This window comes from Phycisphaerae bacterium (assembly GCA_019636475.1).
In the GTDB taxonomy this organism is placed as follows: domain Bacteria; phylum Planctomycetota; class Phycisphaerae; order UBA1845; family UTPLA1; genus JADJRI01.
Map to the genome: position 1 here is coordinate 147,311 of JAHBXN010000004.1, position 17,533 is coordinate 164,843.

The 17,533-nt window shown below is 60.0% G+C and carries 11 protein-coding genes; 7 read left to right on the top strand and 4 right to left on the bottom strand.

Annotated features, from left to right (window positions below; genetic code table 11):
* Positions 1–6: 6 nt before the first annotated feature.
* Entirely contained in the window at positions 7–1,563 is a 1,557-nt protein-coding gene (locus KF841_08145; GenBank protein ID MBX3395324.1) for a YifB family Mg chelatase-like AAA ATPase, read from the bottom strand.
* Between the two features lie 304 nt (positions 1,564–1,867).
* On the opposite strand from KF841_08145, the gene KF841_08150 reads away from it, so the two are divergent.
* The 3 genes from KF841_08150 (at position 1,868) to KF841_08160 (ending at position 8,031) form a co-directional block, all read left to right on the top strand.
* The gene (locus KF841_08150; GenBank protein MBX3395325.1) at positions 1,868–5,161 is read left to right on the top strand and encodes a thrombospondin type 3 repeat-containing protein; all 3,294 of its coding nucleotides are present in this window, start codon (positions 1,868–1,870) and stop codon (positions 5,159–5,161) included.
* A gap of 561 nt (positions 5,162–5,722) precedes the next feature.
* Positions 5,723–6,793 carry a group II intron reverse transcriptase/maturase gene (locus tag KF841_08155; protein ID MBX3395326.1) on the top strand — a complete coding sequence of 357 codons (1,071 nt, stop codon included), beginning with the start codon at positions 5,723–5,725 and terminating at the stop codon, positions 6,791–6,793.
* Between the two features lie 209 nt (positions 6,794–7,002).
* Positions 7,003–8,031 carry an HD domain-containing protein gene (locus KF841_08160; protein ID MBX3395327.1) on the top strand — a complete coding sequence of 343 codons (1,029 nt, stop codon included), beginning with the start codon at positions 7,003–7,005 and terminating at the stop codon, positions 8,029–8,031.
* Positions 8,032–8,043: 12 nt separating this feature from the next.
* Here the strand turns inward: KF841_08160 and lpxD are convergent, their stop codons facing one another.
* From lpxD to KF841_08175, 3 genes are all read right to left on the bottom strand, one after another.
* Positions 8,044–9,102, bottom strand: a complete 1,059-nt coding sequence (gene lpxD / locus KF841_08165) for a UDP-3-O-(3-hydroxymyristoyl)glucosamine N-acyltransferase (protein ID MBX3395328.1) — start codon at positions 9,100–9,102, stop codon at positions 8,044–8,046.
* Positions 9,103–9,336: 234 nt separating this feature from the next.
* Positions 9,337–11,085, bottom strand: a complete 1,749-nt coding sequence (locus KF841_08170) for a flagellar basal body P-ring protein FlgI (GenBank protein MBX3395329.1) — start codon at positions 11,083–11,085, stop codon at positions 9,337–9,339.
* 53 nt (positions 11,086–11,138) lie between these two features.
* On the bottom strand, positions 11,139–12,113 hold the full coding sequence (locus KF841_08175) for a serine acetyltransferase (protein MBX3395330.1): 975 nt from the start codon (positions 12,111–12,113) through the stop codon (positions 11,139–11,141).
* A gap of 404 nt (positions 12,114–12,517) precedes the next feature.
* Between KF841_08175 and KF841_08180 the strand changes: the two genes are divergently transcribed.
* From KF841_08180 to KF841_08195, 4 genes are all read left to right on the top strand, one after another.
* On the top strand, positions 12,518–13,840 hold the full coding sequence (locus KF841_08180; GenBank protein ID MBX3395331.1) for an adenylosuccinate synthase: 1,323 nt from the start codon (positions 12,518–12,520) through the stop codon (positions 13,838–13,840).
* A gap of 75 nt (positions 13,841–13,915) precedes the next feature.
* Entirely contained in the window at positions 13,916–14,677 is a 762-nt protein-coding gene (locus KF841_08185) for an isoprenyl transferase (GenBank protein ID MBX3395332.1), read from the top strand.
* Between the two features lie 66 nt (positions 14,678–14,743).
* Positions 14,744–16,186 carry a hypothetical protein gene (locus KF841_08190; protein MBX3395333.1) on the top strand — a complete coding sequence of 481 codons (1,443 nt, stop codon included), beginning with the start codon at positions 14,744–14,746 and terminating at the stop codon, positions 16,184–16,186.
* An 80-nt stretch (positions 16,187–16,266) separates the two neighbouring features.
* On the top strand, positions 16,267–17,508 hold the full coding sequence (locus tag KF841_08195; GenBank protein ID MBX3395334.1) for a tyrosine--tRNA ligase: 1,242 nt from the start codon (positions 16,267–16,269) through the stop codon (positions 17,506–17,508).
* Positions 17,509–17,533 lie beyond the last annotated feature (25 nt).

Consider the following 17,533-nt stretch of genomic DNA (forward strand, 5'->3'; position numbering starts at 1 on the left):
CGGCGCTCACATCTGACGATCCAGTTGCCTGTAGTTTACCGCTTCGTTCAGGTGAGGCGCTCTGATTTGCTCGGACCCATCGAGATCCGCAATGGTCCGGGCGACGCGCAGCACCTTGTCGTGGGCTCGGGCTGAAAGTCCCAGTTCCGTCATCGCCGCCTTGAGAATGTGCTCGCAGTCGTCGGTGAGAGGGCAGTGCTCCCGCACAAGCTTCGGACTCATTCGGCTGTTCATGATGTTGTTATCGCGTCCGAAGCGCCTGCGCTGGATTTCGCGAGTGGCCACCACACGCTCGCGAATCTCTGCCGATGTCGTCCCGGGTCTGGCCGCGATCGCGCCGCCATCCGGCTTCCTGTCGCGAAGCGACTCATACGATACGGCTCGGACCTTGAAGTGGATGTCGATGCGGTCGAGCAATGGACCGCTGACTCGAGACCGATACTTGTCGATTTGCGGCAGCGTACACTTGCAAGGCCGCTTCGGGTCATCGTGGTATCCGCACGGACACGGATTCATCGCCGCGACAAGCATGAACTGGGCCGGAAACCGAACCGCGCTGTGCGACCGCGCGATCGTCACGCAGCCGTCCTCCATCGGCTGTCGGAGCGTCTCCAGAATGCCCCGCTGAAACTCAGGGAACTCGTCCAGGAAAAGCACCCCATGATGAGCCAGGGATACCTCGCCTGCCTGGGGAACTGAGCCGCCTCCGACGAGCGCCGCCGCGCTGGCCGAGTGATGCGGCGAGCGAATCGGACGTGTACCGATCAACGGTGATCCGGGCGGCAACTTTCCCGCCGCCGACCAGATTCGAGTCGTTTCGAGTGATTCATTCATGGACAGTGCGGGGAGAATCGTCGGAAGGCATTTGACCATGAGCGTCTTGCCGACACCCGGCGGACCGATGAGCAGCAGGTTGTGGTGACCGGCCGCGGCGATCGTGACCGCACGTTTCGCGAACTCCTGCCCGCGCACGTCTCCGAAATCCACGTCGTATTTCGATTGCTCGGCAAACACCGAACTCAGATCGAGCGAAGCCGGCTCAATCTCCAACTGTTCGGTCAGGTAGCCAACTGCTTCGGTCATGTTGGAGACGGGAATCACCTCGATCTCTCTAACCACTGCCGCTTCGGCCGCGTTGTCTCGAGGAACGATCACACCGCGCAAACCCCGTTCGCGCGCGAGCATCGCCATCGACAGCGCGCCTTTGATCGGGCGTGTCCGGCCGTCGAGGGCAAGTTCTCCCGCGACCATGAACGCGCTGAGCAATTCCGGTGCGATACCGTCGGCCGCGAAGCACATCCCGAGGGCGATCGGCAGATCGAGGGACGGCCCCTCCTTTCGCACGTCCGCCGGCGCGAGGTTTATGACGGTGCGGTGTTCGGGCGGGGCATAGCCCGCATTAGACATGGCGGTACGTATGCGTTCGAGGCTTTCTTTGACGGCGGCATCAGGCATCCCGACGATGATCGCGGTGGCGAATCCGTGCGATGAGGTATTCACCTCAACTTCGCATGGCACGGCCTCAATTCCGAATAGCGTCTGACTTTGGACCCGAACGAGCATGGTAGGGAAGAGTAAGGGTTCGGAAAACGTCCGACAAGCGCATCATCGCGGCCTGTTGTATCATCAGTCGAGGTTCGCGCGGCCGGCGCGTGGCATCATCCATTTCGGTAGTGATTCCCTGCTTTGCTTCGCGTGTCAAAGGTCCGACAACGCGAATGGTTTCGGACGCAAGGATGCTCGTAGCCTCTTATGGGACCGAAGGTTAATAGACTCGATGTTGCCGCAGAAGTATAATCGGCACTGTTAAATTCCCGTCGTCTTGCGGGGGCATCTTGGCTGATCGTGCGCTTTAGGAGGCGGAACGATGTCATCTACGTGCGGAAAGTGTCTCATCGCTCTGGCGTTATTGTGTTGCCTTGCACCGAATGTCCAGGCCCAGGAAACAATCACATTTGAATCCCTGCAGACGGGTTCCATCGTGTCGCAGGTCTTCAGTCAGGGTGGTGTCGGTCCTGTGGCAGTCAGTGGGTCGGTGAACCAGATCAACGGCAATGCGGCGGTGATCTTCGATTCGTCCAATCCATCCGCACTGGATCTCGATCTGGGTTCGCCCAACGGCCAATGCAATCCGGCCGGACCAGGAATCGGGCAGGGGGGAATTCCCGCGTCGATGTATGCCAACTGCACGGCACTCGGAAAAATACTGATTGTTGCGGAAAACCTCACTGACGCAAATCCCGCGGACGGACTTGTTGACGTTCCGAACGACTCAGCCGGCGGAAACCCGATGCTGCACTTCAATTTCAGCGCCATCGGCCCCGTCACACTTCAGAGCATCACCATTCTCGACATCGACCAGAATCCGAACGCCAAGGTTTATCTCTATTCGCCAAGTAATGCGCTGCTGAATCAGATCTCCATCCCCAATACGGGTGACAATGGAAAAGTCGTCCTCTCGCTCGGACCCACCGCCAACGTGGGCCGAATGGTTGTGGCCCTCAAGGGCTCCGGTGCCGTGGACGACATCGTCTTCCTGACCGCTCCCACCACCCAGCCGGTTCGGGGTGCGTGCTGCCTTCCCAATGGCACATGCATCGACAACGAGACTCCTTCGGACTGCTCCAACAAGCTTGGAACGTTCAAGGGTGCGGACTCGCTCTGCTCGCAGGTGAGCTGCCCTCAGCCCACCGGCGCCTGCTGCCTGCCGAACGGAACCTGCACTGCCGATCAGACGGCGGCGCAGTGCACCGGCGCGAATGGCACCTTCCAGGGCGCTGGAACAACCTGCAACGGCGTCAGTTGCCCTCAGCCCACCGGCGCCTGCTGCCTGCCGAACGGAACCTGCTCGGCGAATCAGACGGCGGCACAGTGCTCCGGCGCGAATGGCACCTTCCAGGGCGCGGGAACAACCTGCAACGGCGTGAGTTGCTCTCAGCCCACCGGCGCCTGCTGCCTGCCGAACGGAACCTGCTCGGCGAATCAGACGGCGGCACAGTGCTCCGGCGCGAATGGCACCTTCCAGGGCGCGGGAACAACCTGCAACGGCGTGAGTTGCCCGCCCCCGACGGGTGCTTGCTGCTTCTCCGAGATCGTTCAGGGTGTAACAGATCCCAACACCTGTTGCGCCGAACTGCTGGAGTCGGACTGCATATCCGACGGTGGCGTTTATCAGGGTAACTTCACGACCTGTGCGAACACCTTCTGCGACCTCGACCTCGACACCGTCCTGGACTGTACCGAATGTGAAAACTGTCTCAACGGTCCGATCAACATTACTGTCGATTCCCTGAATCACACCGTCGATCTCAACGGTTGCGAAGTGATTAATACCGGCTTCTCTGTGCCGCCAGCCGTTGGATGCACGCCGTTTGACACCCAGGTCTCAACGACTTTCATCGCCGAGGCCTTGACGCGCACCTACCGGACATGCACCGGCTGCATCAATGTAATTCGCGAATGGGAAGCGGTTCAGATTCTGCCCGGCAATGTGCAGGTCAGTCCCGCGCCAGGCGTGTGCTTCAGCTTTCAGCCGATTCCTGTTCAGGGGGACCCGAACGCCGAGCCGCGCGAGGTGCAAGTCACGATCACATTCCGCTTTGCTAACGAAGACCCCAATTGTCCGGGACTCGCGGTATGCCCGGGCAACTATCTGCTCCGCCTCACTGAGCGGATCATTGAAGAACAGCCTTGCGAAGACACCTTCGCAAGGTCTGCAATCGGCGGCGACTGCGTCGCAAACGGCTGTTCGGATCCGAACGAGGTCTGCAACCCGAACACGGGTCGCTGCGAGATCGTCATCATCACGGAACAGCCGATCCCGCTGACCGATGAAGGCGCTTGCTGTCTTTGCGACGGCACCTGCCAGGACAATCTTACGCTGGGTGAATGCGCAGCGGTAAATGGCATTTTCCGCGGCGAAGCGACAACCTGCGCGACGCTCCTGCTCGCGTGCGTGCCCCAGCCGCCGCTGCCCGACTGCAATAGCAACGGGATTCCGGATGCCTGCGAATTGATCGGCAACGACTGCAACGGAAACGGAATCCCTGACGACTGCGAGCCGGATTGCAATAACAACGGCATTCCGGATGATTGCGATATCGATCCGACCGATCCGGACGGCAACGGGCAGGTCAGCAAGGATTGCAACGGCAATCAGACACCCGACGAGTGCGATATCGATCCGACCGATCCGGACGGCAACGGGCAGGTCAGCAAGGATTGCAACGGCAATCAGACACCCGACGAGTGCGATATCGATCCGACCGACCCGGACGGCAACGGACAGGTCAGCAAGGATTGCAACGGCAATCAGACACCCGACGAGTGCGATATCGATCCGACCGACCCGGACGGCAACGGGCAGGTCAGCAAGGATTGCAACACCGACGGAATCCCCGATGAATGTCAGGTTCCGCCTGACTGCAACGGAAACGGCATCCCCGATGCCTGCGAGCCGGATTGCAATAACAACGGCATTCCGGACGATTGCGACATCGACCCGACCGATCCCGATGGAAACGGAAAGGTCAGCAAGGATTGCAACAAGGATGGAATTCCGGACGAGTGTCAACTCGTCAACAATGACTGCAACGGCAATGGAATTCCTGATGACTGTGAAGCCGATTGCAATAACAACGGCATTCCGGACGATTGCGACATCGACCCGACCGATCCGGACGGCAACGGCAAGGTCAGTGGCGACTGCAACAAGAACGGAATTCCCGACGAGTGCGATGTGGACCCGTCTGATCCGGATGGTAACGGCCAGGTCAGCAAGGACTGCAATGGCAACAAGATTCCCGACGAGTGCGATGTCAGCACAGCCGACCCGGACGGCAATAATGCCGTGAGTCCCGACTGCGACGGAAATGGCGTGCCGGACGAGTGCCAGACCGACACCGACGGCGACGGCATCATCGACGCGTGCGACAACTGTCCCGAAGTGCCAAATGCCGATCAGGCGGATGCGGACGGCGACGGCATCGGCGATGCCTGCGACGAACCCGGTCCGCAGCCTTGTCCCAATGGGGAGGGTGGCCTGAACATCCTGTTCAGCCTCCTCTTCCACTCCCCGGTTTGCGGCGGCGGCTGTCCGCTGATGATTGCCGGCACGATTTGCGGCCTCATGGCGTTCCGCTCGAGACGCCGTCGACGCTGATCGACGGCTGCGTCGGCGGCATTGATGATGAGTGACCTTCTGCGGCGCCGGCTCTGAATGGGTCGGCGCCGCTTTTGTTTGCCAGGCATGTGATGCGTGTTGGAGGTGTAAGTCCTCTGCGGGCCGTGATGACCGGAACCGGCAGGGCAGGCCAGGGTGTCCATCGTGAGGTGGAATCTGAAGGGAGCTGTCGCCCAAGACTCGGACTCGACGAACAGGAACCGGATACAAGGCCGTCCGCGATGGGTAACCCGGCAATGGACGGGGAGGCCCGATGGTCATTCGGAATCGCGGTCCGGTAGATCCGGCGAGGCCCGAGAGAAGGACGCATCATTTAACCTGGGAGGCCTCTCCGCGTGTCCGCCTCGGCGGACTACCGAAGTGGCAACACACCGGGAAGCGCGGCGAGGAGTCAGCAGAGGCCATAGTAGATGGGTGCAGTCGGATCACTCGATTGAGGCACTCGCCCGAAAGGGGAGAAACCGTGGGACTCGCCGATCCGGGAACGATTCATTGAAGGGCCGAATTCTTTGATGCAAGGAGCCAGTCGGGAACGACTTGATGGGTGTGAAGCGACAGCAAGGCGAGGGCGACCGGCAGTTGTCATTGTTCGATGACGACAGGGCGGCACTTTCGCGCCACGGCGCAAGCAGCGAAGGCGGAACCGGACCTGCTGCGTGCGAGGAGCCGCAAACTCCCACGGCGTTGGACCCAGCACGAGCCTTGACCGAGCACCTGATGGAGGAGGTCTGCCAACGTGACAACCTGAACCAGGCGTATCGACGCGTCAAGACCAACAAAGGCGCTGCGGGCGTGGACGGGATGACCGTCCATGAACTGAGGGCGTGGTTGAAAGAGCACAAGGAGAATCTAATCGCTTCGCTGCTGGACGGTTCCTATCAACCGCGGCCGGTGCGCGGGGTTGAAATCCGCAAGCCGGGCGGCGGGGTGCGACAATTGGGCATCCCGACGGTCGTGGACCGGCTGGTTCAGCAGGCGATCCTTCAAGTGCTCGAACCTCTGTTGGCCCCGACCTTTTCGGCATCGAGCTACGGATTTCGCCCGAAGCGCAGCGCGCACAATGCGCTGTCGGCGGCGCGGAAGTACGTGGCCGACGGACGCGCCATCGTCGTGGACCTCGACCTGGAGAAGAGCGCGGTGGCCCATGTATCGGAACGGAAGTTCCTGGGTCATCGCCTACTCGCGGGCGGCAGGTTGGGCATTGCTCCGGTGAGTCTTCAACGGGCGAAAGAGCGCATCCGGCAGATCACCCGGAGAAACCAGGGCGTAAGCCTCGAACGGATGATCTCGGAACTCAACTCGTTCCTGACGGGATGGGTGACCTACTTCCGCCACGCCGCCTGTCGGGGTCATTTGCAGGACCTCGACCAGTGGATCAGGCGGAAGCTGAGATGCGTGCGGCTCAAGCAGCGGAAACGTGCGAAGTCAATCGCGGAATTCCTGCACAGTCTGGGCGTCCCGAAGAATCGTTCGTGGACGACGGCCGCGTGCGGGAAAGGCTGGTGGCGGACGACCGCCAGCCCGGCGGCGCACGAGGCCATGCCGCCTGCGTGGTTCAAGAAACTGGGTCTGGTCTGCCTCGCCGACAGGCATGCGGCGTTACCACATTGAAGGAAACCGCCGGATACGGTGAGTACGTCCGGTGGTGTGGGACGACGGGCGCCGCGAGGCGCCCTCCTACCCGATTTGTTGGGTCGATGCGCGACGAGTCGGTTTGCTCCGTGGGGCCGGTTGTATATACTCGGCGACGGCCGTCACGCGAGATGTATCGACGTGGCAGGTCTGGATGCCGTTGCTCCGCGGGCACTCAAGGGGATTGCATGTCATCGTCACCAGGCGCCGTCGACACTGCATACCGTTCGATTGAAGACCTGCAACCCGGCGACACAATCACCGACCAGGTTTTTCTCGTGTCCCAGCGCGACCTGCGCACGCAGAAAAACGGCGGGCTTTATATTCATTTCGTCTTCTCCGACCGCACCGGGCAGGTGCTTGCCCGAATGTGGCAGGCCACCCAGGAGCAGTTCGACCTCGTGCCGGATGGCGGATTCATTCGCATTCGCGGCCGCGTCGAAAGCTACCAGGGCAACAAGCAGATCATCGTGGATGGATTGCGCCCGGCGTCGGCGGATCAGGTCGACGTGGCACACTTCATGCCGCACACGCCCTGTCCGATTGATGACTTGTGGGAACGTTGCCTGAAAGTCCTTCGGAGCATCAAGCACAAGCAGTTGCTCGCGCTCATCAAGGAGTTCATCACCGACGAGGAGTTGATCTCCCGTTTCAAGAAGGCGCCGGCTGCGGTCCAGAACCACCATGCGTATGTCGGAGGTCTGCTTGAACACACATGCAGCCTGCTTGAGCTGGCGGTGCGGATTCTCGGCTCGGGCGATACGTCGAGCAGCCATTATCCGCGGGTCAATCGCGATCTTGTTCTGGCCGGACTTTTCTTTCACGACATCGGCAAAATTCACGAACTGACATACGACACCAATTTCGTCTATTCCACTGAAGGCCAGTTAATCGGCCATATCACGCAGGCGGCGATTCTGATCGATCGGAAAATCGTGGAATGGCAGCGGCGGTCCGGAGAGGTTTTCGACGAGCAGATCCGCAATGTGCTACTGCACATCGTGCTGTCGCATCACGGGTCGTACGAGTTTGGCAGCCCGCGATTGCCGGCGTGCCCCGAGGCGATCCTCGTGCATTACATCGACAACATCGATGCAAAGCTGTTCATGGCGTTCTCGGCGATTGACGAGGCACGCAAGGCCGACAGCGACTGGACCGAGTGGAGCAAAACGCTCTCCACGCGAATCTATAAAAAGGGGACTCCCCCGGCTCCGTGAAACCGCGCGGTCCTACGGCCGACCGTCGAGTTGCTTCTGAAGCTGTTCGACGCGCTCCTGCAATTGCTGAAGCTGCTTGTACAATTGGGGCAGCCGTTCAAGCATGGAGGCCGATCGCATGAAGTCCTTGATCGGCATCGCGGGCGCGCCGCCGACGCGCGTGTTTGCAGGCACATCCCGCATGACGCCCGCCATCGCTGCAATCTCCGCGTTATCGCCGATCGAAAGGTGTCCTGCCACGCCGGCCTTGCCCGCGATCTTCACGCGGCGACCCACTGTGACCGAACCGGCGATACCGACCTGCGCCACAAACATGCAGTCCTGGCCGATTCGCGCGCCGTGACCGATTGCGACAAGATTGCTGAATTTGGTTCCCGCGCCGATGACGGTTTTGCCAAGCGTCGCGCGATCCACGGCGCAATTCGCGCCGAGTTCAACATCGTCCTCGACTTCGGCGATCCCGATCTGCGGTATCTTGTACCATTTGTCGCCGACCGGCGCATACCCCAGGCCGTCCTCGCCGATCACCGTGCCCGCGTGAAGAGTCACGCGATTGCCGACGATACAATCGTCATAAACCACGACGTTCGGATACAGAATGCAGTCATCGCCGATTCGACAGTTTCGAGCAAGGTACACGCCCGGATACAGCACGGCGTTGCGCCCGATCGTCACGCCTTCATCGATTGTCACTCCATGATGTATCGTTGCGTTCTCGCCGATTTTCGCGCTCGGATCGATAACGGCCGCGCTGCTGATGCCAATTGGCTTGTGTTTCCGGTACCCATGCACCCGCACCATGATCGCCATGATTGCGGCGTAGGAATCCTTGGTGCGAATCACCGTCATGCCGTCGGGAACCGACTGCTCGTTCGCCACGACGACGCAGTCGGCCTTGGTCGTGGCCAGCATGGCTTCGTACTTCGGGTTTGAAAGGAAGCTGATCTGGCCGGGCCCGGCATCTTCGAGCGTTGCGACGCCGACGATCTCGCGAGTGTCGTCGCCGACGACGGTCGAACTCATCCCGACGCCGCAGAGGTATGAGCAGATTTCTTTGAGCGTGTTTCCCATTCGCTTCTGTAACAGTGCGGACTTCCACCCTGTCGGCGGAAGTGGGGCGGCCTGATTCTGTTTGGGCCGCAACCGCCAGGCCGAACCCCGCATCATCCGGGCGGGATCGAAATGTTATGCAATTCTCGGGCGGGATGTCAAACCCGGCGTTCAAGCGGCCCGGAATGGACCGTAAATCCCCCTTGACGATTGTCGTGCGGGTCCATCTCGAAATCGGATCACGTTACGCTGCGATCAGTACTCGCTTTCATCTCGCTCATTGGATTCCGATGCATCCTTTGATTCAAGACCTTCGAGCACGAATTCGGCCGCGAGGCTCTTCATCTCACAGAAATTCGACAGCACATCCAGCATTTCCGAGTAGCTGATGCCGAAGCCGCGAATACTGCCATCGTCCTGTCGCCGAGGGACATCACAGAGATACTCAACCAGTTCGCCGATGTTGAACGGCGCCTGAAGCGCGGGGGAAATGCGCTTGGTTTCGCGATTCCGATAGATGTAAGTCATCGTCTTGTCGCCCGGTTCCGCTGATAACTGCACCGTCAGGACGCGGCCGTCGTTGCGTTCGCCCGGGAAAATAAGCGGCGGCGTCACGGCCATCGATCGCCCGAACACGGTGATGCGCTGCTGGTTCGATCGCCGCGCATAGATCATGAAGGGGCCTTCCGTCTCGACGATGTCCAGAATCACCCGATCCAGCCCGAGCACTTTTGATTCGATCGCCGGATGCGGTCGTTTAAGAAGCGCCTGATAGGCTCGAATGCGAATCTCCTTGTCCGGGTCATTGAGCAGCTTCACCAGATCCTCGCCCGCCGTGTAGAAGCCGCGTGCCCAGCCCAGTTCGGCGATCGCTTGATCCCTAAACGTACTGTTGCGATCGTGCGCATGCCGGGAAATCACGTCCAGACCCTTGCGATCACCCAGCCGAAGCGCTGTGCGCGCGGAATAAAAGCTGATCGAAGGAGATTCGCTGCCGTACAATCGCTCCAACTGAGGGAGCACGTCCTTGCCGATCGCCTCCAGGGCGACCGAGATACCCTCATAGTCGGGGTCGGCGGATTCATAGGCCTGAATCAGGTCTTTGATACGCTTCAGAATGAATGTCTCATTCGAGATCAGCGGCGTATGAAGCACCCGATTTAGAAAGTGCCACTTGCGATCAAGAAAATCACGCGGAATTTCGAGTGCCACATGGCTGGCTCGTTCGCCTTTCGCCACCTTTTGCAGTCCGCCGAATCGGCTGTTCAGTTCGCGCTCGATGCGCTTGGCCATGCTCGGGCTGGGATCATTCAGCACCAGCCGGATCTTGCGATCCTCCTTGACCACGCCGCCGCCCAGCACAAGGCCGGACGTCAGTTCGACTCGGTCGGACGGCTTGCCATCGCGTTTGAAAGGACTGACAAACACCGGGCCGGACGCCGTTGCAAGCGTCATCCCGGAGAGCACGCCGCTGGGCGTTTCGGCCCAGACTTTCAACTCGCCCAAATACAGGCGACCACTGACCAGCGAGGTCGCTTCGCTGCCCAACGCTCGCACCGCCACGTCAAATCGATCGCCGCGTTGAGCGCCGGCGGGAATGAAGCCGGTGATTTCCACCATGCACGCATCCCGGCCGCTCAAAAACTGGCTCGGCATCGGACCCGGGCGACTCGGATCCTGCTGCCGCTGAATTTCTTTGAAAAGGTAATCCTTCACCACTTCCGGGCCGTCGCTGCCTCCGGTGTCCACGAGACCGACCACGAGTCCGAATCCGCGAACCTGGTTCAGACGCATGCCTTCAATCGTGACCAATGGAGCGATCGTGTCCCGAATCGACGGGTCTTCGGAAACCGGACGGGCCGCGGCTGTCGGCTGGCTGCCCTTGTCCTGATTGACTTTGAAGAATTCGTCCCATTCCTGCTTCGTCGTGCAGCCGACGATCAGCAGTCCGCCGAACAAAGCGGCCTTGCATGCGAAATTGTGTGTCTTTGATCGCGACATCATGCTCGTTCCTCCGTGCTTCGGAACGTCCCGGGAAATCCGGCCGTGGAACACATCTAAATGCTGAAATCGTTCGTCGGGCTGCTCGTTTGTTTCGGCGGCCGGACCTTGAGCTCGGGTGGCGTGCAGGTCACCGTGCTGCCGGGCGGCACGCTGGTTGTCAGGAAAGTTGAACCGCCCACGGTGCTTCCTTCGCCGAGCACCGTGTCGCCGCCGAGAATCGTGGCGTTCGCATATACGGTTACGCGGTCCTTGACGGTCGGATGTCGCTTGTAACCGCGAACCATTCGTCCTCGCTCATCCTTGAGGAACGACAGCGCGCCGAGCGTCACGCTTTGATAGACCTTCACATTTTCGCCGATGTCCGTCGTCTCGCCGATGACGACGCCCGTGCCGTGATCGATGAAGAATCGTCGACCGATACGCGCGCCGGGGTGGATATCGATGCCGGTTCGCATGTGTGCCCATTCCGCCATCGCCCGTGGGATCAGCGGAACCTCCATTTGATACAGCAGATGGGCGTACCGGTGCACGGTGATCGCGATCAAACCCGGGTAAGTGAAGATCACTTCGTCGGTGTTCACCGAGGCCGGATCGCCGTCATAGGCGGCTAGCACGTCCATCGCCAAAGTCTTCCGCATTTCAGGAATCTGCTCAAGAAACGCGTGCGTGATTTCGCGCGCCCTTGCATCGAATGGTTCGGCCTGGGTTGAAGGGCCGTTCGGATCGTAGTTGCCGGCGACCTCATTGAGATGGCACAGCGCGAGAAAAACCTGCATGTACACCGACTGGCCAATGCGCGGCAGCAATTCCCCCACGTGGTACTTTACGTTCTTGAACGAAAGATTCTGCCTCTCGAAATACCCCGGAAACGAGATTTCGAAGAGCATCTCGATGATCTTCTCTATCTCGACCCGGCTCGGAAGATAGCCACGGCTGATGTGACGCGTGGCGGGTTCGGCCACATAACTGTCCACGATGCGATCGACCAGACCCTGGATCCGGTCATCCATGTCGAATTCGCCGATCATGCGAAATTCATCTCCTTGGCAACGCTGCCGCGGCCGAATCGGCACGGGCACTTTGATTAAACAATCGGGCGATCGTGCCCGTCATTCAGACTGACTTTGCTTCGTTGATTCGTATTCCCTTGTTGGCATGCAGTCGCTCCAAATCGGACCTGAGGGAGGGTTGCTGCATTCCGTTACGCGGCTAAGCACTTGATAGTCCATCGGTCGTTTGCGGACGCGGGGCCGCATTTCAGGCGGGACAGTCGGGCGGTGATTATATGCCCCGCCCGTTCCGGACGTCGATCCAACTTTCGGCGGCTTTCCACGACTGCGAATCAGCGTTATAAGAGCCAATTGAGTTCAACGAAAGCCCGCGGTCCCGACGGTAAGACGGGCGGTCGACCGCGTTCAACGCGACGCCAGCCATGGACTTCCAACAGCTCGGAAACACGAGCGTCATCGGCCTGCAATGGGGTGACGAAGGCAAGGGAAAGATCGTCGATCTCCTCACCGAGCATTTCGACCTGGTCGTCCGATATGCCGGCGGGGCCAACGCCGGTCATACCGTGCGAATCGGGGCCGAGAAATTTGCACTTCACCTGATCCCCAGCGGCATCCTTCGCCCCGGGGTCCTGAATATCATCGCTCCCGGCGTCGCGCTCGATCTTGAAATTGTCATCGGTGAGATCGAAGGACTCCGCGCTCGCGGAATCGCAGTCGATCACCAGAATCTCCGAATCGCCGGGCGCGCGCATCTCGTCATGCCTTACCACAAGAAGCAGGATCGTCTGGCGGAGGCGCGGTTGGGAAAGGATCGGCGGATCGGCACGACGGCAAAAGGCATCGGACCCTGCTACGCCGACAAGATGCTCCGAAGCTCCGCGTTCCGGCTCGCGGATCTTTTTCGACCGGACGAATTCCGGCGGCGCTTGACGGAAATTGTTGCCGATCGAAACAAGTTTTTTTCCGCGGTCTATGGCGATGCCGAGCCGCTCGATGCGAACCGTATCGCCGAAGACTACCTTAATTGGGCGGATCAGATCAAACCGCATGTCGCCGACACGACTGTAATCATTCGTGACGCACTCGCCGCCAACCAGCGCGCCTTGTTCGAAGGGGCGCAGGGCAGCTTGCTCGATCTGAATCATGGCACCTTCCCGTATGTGACCAGCAGCACATGCACATCCGCCGGTGTCGCGGCAGGCGCGGGAGTCAGCCCGAGCTGCATTCGCAGCTACATTGGCGTCATCAAGGCCTACTCGACACGTGTCGGGAGCGGACCTTTTCCGACAGAATTGACCGACCCGATCGGCGACAGGATCCGCGAGCGCGGACACGAATATGGCACGACCACGGGCCGCCCTCGCCGTTGCGGTTGGTTTGATGCTTTTGCCGTTCGATATGCCGTTGAGTTGTCCGGCATCACTCAAATCGCCGTCATGCATCTGGACACGCTTGGTTCCTTCGATGAAGTGAAAATCTGCACTGGCTACCGTCATCGTGGCGCGCCGCTGACAAATTTCACGCCGGAACTGGACGTCATTCAACATTGCGAACCGATCTATGAAACGTTGCCTGGATGGATCGGCGATCTGTCAGGTGTCGCGACCTTCGACCAGTTGCCGGCAGCCGCCCAGGGCTATATCAAACGTCTGGAAGTATTGCTCGGCGCTCCGGTCACGCTGGTGAGCATCGGCGCGGATAGAATGGCCACAGTCAATGTGCCTCACACGGCCTCGAATCAGTAAAAAGGCGGGTTGATAGGAACGCCATGCTCGTTTTCGCTGGCGTCTGGAAAAGGAATCCCAATGGCGGCCGCTGCCATGCCGACGATGCAGAAACTCGATTCGCTGGCCGCTCTCGGCATTCCGCGCGAACGAATGCCACGCCATGTTGCCATCATCATGGACGGCAACGGGCGGTGGGCTCAGCGTCGCGGACTTGAGCGGGTGAAGGGCCATGAGGCCGGCGCGGAGAATGTGCGGGAGATCGTCACGCGCTGCGCCCGTCTTGGGATCGAAGCCCTCACGCTCTACAGCTTCAGCACGGAAAACTGGAATCGCCCGATCGCGGAGATTGAACATCTCATGCGGCTGTATGTTCATTATCTCATCAAGGAACGCGGCGAGATCATGGATAACAATGTCCGGCTGGTTCAAGTCGGACGCCGCGACGGACTGCCGCCGGAAGTGCTCCGGGAGTTGGACGAGACGGCGGAGCTGTCGAAAGACAATCGCGGCATGGCGCTGTGCCTTGCGCTGAATTACAGCAGCCGCGTTGAGATCGTGGACGCGATTCGCAGGATCGCCGATCGCGTTGCCACCGGCGCGATCTCGCCCGACCAGATCGACGAGCAGCTTGTCAGCAATTCGCTATATACCGCAGGCGTGCCCGACCCGGACCTTCTGATCCGCACGGCCGGCGAAATGCGCATCAGTAATTTCCTGCTCTGGCAGATCAGCTACGCCGAACTTTACGTGACCGATACGCTCTGGCCCGATTTCCATGCCGCCGATCTGGACGGCGCATTGAAGTCGTTCGCTGGCCGCGAGCGACGCTTCGGCCGCGTTCTGCCGCCATCGTGAATCCTCACGCCTGCTTGCTGTTTGACATGGTGGGGTATTAACCTAACCATCATGCGAGGGGCTTTTATGCCACGAATCACGCGCAAGCCGATGTGCCTTACAGTTTTCGTTCTGGCGTTGGCAACGGCCGATCGGACTGCCTCGGCCGAAGATTCGCTGCCGGCGCTTCTCCGCGAATTTTTTACAGCCCCGACAATTGAAGAACGAACATCCATCGAGAAGCGGATTCTCGCCGAGAAATCCCTGAATCATAAGAAACTCGCCAAGGCGATTCGTGCGCTCCAACTCTGGGAGCCTCAGAAATCAGGCGAGTTTGAACTCACCGTGCGGCTTCGGAAGGGCAAATCATCCGAAAAGCGACTGATTGTCCGAATCCCCGACGGTTACGATCCCGGAAAGAAATGGCCTCTCATTATTGCACTTCACGGCCGCGGTGCGAAACCCGAATCGATGCTTCGCGGAACAGTCCTGACACTGGGCGACCATCGCGATGAGTACATCGTCGTCGCGCCGGACCGGCTTGGCGCGATGATTTCCGACTCCGGCGACGAGCGAACCTACAACGGCGCGATTTCCTTTACATTCCCATATGGAGTCGTCGCGCAGCCGCGTCTGCTGCTCGAAGCGCTTCGGCGCAAATACCACATTGACAGCGACCGGGTCTATCTCATGGGGTTCTCCCTCGGCGGTCACAATACATGGATGGCGGGCGTCATGCACAGTGATTGCTTCGCCGGAATCATGCCGCTCGCCACGCCGATGCAGGTCGTCGGTGGGGACGCGCTCTACGAAGAACTCCTCGCCAATCTCCGAAATCTGCCGATCGTCTTTTCATGGGGAGAGAAGGACACCCTCGATGCCAAGGGGAATCCCGATCCCAGTGGCGGCAACGCCGGAATTTCGAGAATGATGGCCGCCGTGATGCAGGCGCTCGGCCTGGATGACTTTCGTGGCGTCGAAATGGCCGGCGCGGGGCATCAGGACGTAGTTCCACCGCCAGCCGAGTTTGACTGGCTTCTCAACCGGGCACGCAGGCACTATCCGAAGACGATTCATCAGGCATTTCGACTGCCGCAGCAAAGCGATGCCTATTGGGTCTCGGCCGATGCCCTGCAATGTGAGCCGTTGTCCGGCGAGACAATCAACGTGCAATTCAAGCCCGGCGAGGATCCGAAGCTCGCAACACGCCGTTTCCTCGTCTCCAGGCTCGGCCTGATCGAAGCGACCTGCAAAGCGCAGTCGATCGACCTGCGCACGCGGAACGTCGGTCATGTAAACCTGCTGTTGAGCGACGAACTGCTCGACCTCGATAAGCCGATCCGCATCAATCGCGGCAAGAAGGAGCTGTTCTCCGGGAAGGTTGAGCGGGACTTGCGCGTGATGTTGCGAGAGGCCGCCCGTGGCTGGGACTTCGATCGCCTGCCTTCCGTCCGCGTCGTCGTCCCTGTCGCAGGCAAAGTGAAATTCGGATATGAAGAAGGCAGGTCGAAATCGTCGAAATCGAAATGACGACTCGATGCAGCGCTCAATCGCGCGTCCGCGTCGTGTTTCGCGACGTGAACTGAATCGGACCTGCACACGGAGCACGCATGTCACAGCCATCGATTGACGAGCAACTCTCGCTACTCGCCCGGGGAAGCGAAGCGATCTACACGACGGATGAACTGCGTAAGCGTCTCGAGCGGTGCCGCACGGCCCGCAAACCGTTGCGTGTGAAGCTTGGCATGGATCCGACCGCGCCGGATATCCACCTGGGGCATACTGTTGTTCTTCGGAAAATGCGGCAGTTTCAGGACCTGGGCCACAAGGCCGTCCTCATCATCGGCGACTACACCGCCCGGATCGGCGACCCGACCGGGAAGACCAAAGCGCGGCCGATGCTCGACGAATCCACGATCAGGCAGAATGCGGAAACTTACTTCGAGCAGGCGGGCAAGGTACTCGATACGAACCCCGCCAAGCTGGAAATCCGTTACAACAGCGAGTGGCTCGCCGGACTCACGCTCGTCGATCTCCTGCGACTGACGAGTCACATGACGGTTCAGCAGATGTTGCAGCGAGAGAATTTTAAACTGCGCCTCCAGACCGAAACGCCCATCGTCATGACCGAAATGCTCTACCCACTCATGCAGGGATACGACTCCGTCATGATTGACGCCGATGTCGAGCTGGGCGGAACCGATCAGACGTTCAACAATCTTGTCGGACGCGACCTGATGAGCGCCTACGGCAAGCCGCCTCAGATGGTCGTCATCATGCCGATTCTCCGCGGCCTGGACGGTGTCGAGAAGATGAGCAAGTCACTGGGCAACTACGTCGGTGTGACCGAATCGCCCAAGGAGATGTTCGGAAAGACGATGAGCGTCGCCGATGAGATGATGCGGGAGTGGTATACGCTTTTGACGGAACTGCCGGCTCCGGAGATTGACGCCATGGTGGATCCGGGCAGGACGCACCCGCGGGAAGCGAAGATTCGACTGGCCCGTTTGCTCGTTTCCCAGTATCACGGCGCTTCGGCCGCCGACCGCGAGGAGCAGATGTGGCAGCGTGTGATGGTCGAGGGCGGGCTTCGAGATGACATACCAATGGCATCCATTTCCCGCCAACACATCGAGGCCGATGGCTCGATCTGGCTTCCGAAGCTGCTGAAGCTGCTGGATATGACTCCCTCGACCAGCGAAGGCCGCCGCCTCGTGCAGGGCGGGGGCGTCTACGTGAATCAGTCGAAGATCGACGATCCCAATGCCAAAATCGCGGTCGAGGACGAAATGATCGTCCAGATCGGCAAGCGGCGGGTCGCGCGCGTCAGGCTCGTCGAGGCTGAATCGTGATCATGGCGCCCCGTTGCGTCCCGCC

Excerpts from the sequence above, each read along its gene's own strand:
- KF841_08155 (MBX3395326.1), top strand. The coding sequence starts at position 5,723 with ATGGGTGTGAAGCGACAGCAAGGCGAGGGCGACCGGCAGTTGTCATTG.
- KF841_08170 (MBX3395329.1), bottom strand. The coding sequence starts at position 11,085 with ATGATGTCGCGATCAAAGACACACAATTTCGCATGCAAGGCCGCTTTG.
- KF841_08180 (MBX3395331.1), top strand. The coding sequence starts at position 12,518 with ATGGACTTCCAACAGCTCGGAAACACGAGCGTCATCGGCCTGCAATGG.
- lpxD (MBX3395328.1), bottom strand. The coding sequence starts at position 9,102 with ATGGGAAACACGCTCAAAGAAATCTGCTCATACCTCTGCGGCGTCGGG.
- KF841_08160 (MBX3395327.1), top strand. The coding sequence starts at position 7,003 with ATGTCATCGTCACCAGGCGCCGTCGACACTGCATACCGTTCGATTGAA.
- KF841_08190 (MBX3395333.1), top strand. The coding sequence starts at position 14,744 with ATGCCACGAATCACGCGCAAGCCGATGTGCCTTACAGTTTTCGTTCTG.
- KF841_08185 (MBX3395332.1), top strand. The coding sequence starts at position 13,916 with ATGCCGACGATGCAGAAACTCGATTCGCTGGCCGCTCTCGGCATTCCG.
- KF841_08175 (MBX3395330.1), bottom strand. The coding sequence starts at position 12,113 with ATGATCGGCGAATTCGACATGGATGACCGGATCCAGGGTCTGGTCGAT.
- KF841_08150 (MBX3395325.1), top strand. The coding sequence starts at position 1,868 with ATGTCATCTACGTGCGGAAAGTGTCTCATCGCTCTGGCGTTATTGTGT.
- KF841_08195 (MBX3395334.1), top strand. The coding sequence starts at position 16,267 with ATGTCACAGCCATCGATTGACGAGCAACTCTCGCTACTCGCCCGGGGA.
- KF841_08145 (MBX3395324.1), bottom strand. The coding sequence starts at position 1,563 with ATGCTCGTTCGGGTCCAAAGTCAGACGCTATTCGGAATTGAGGCCGTG.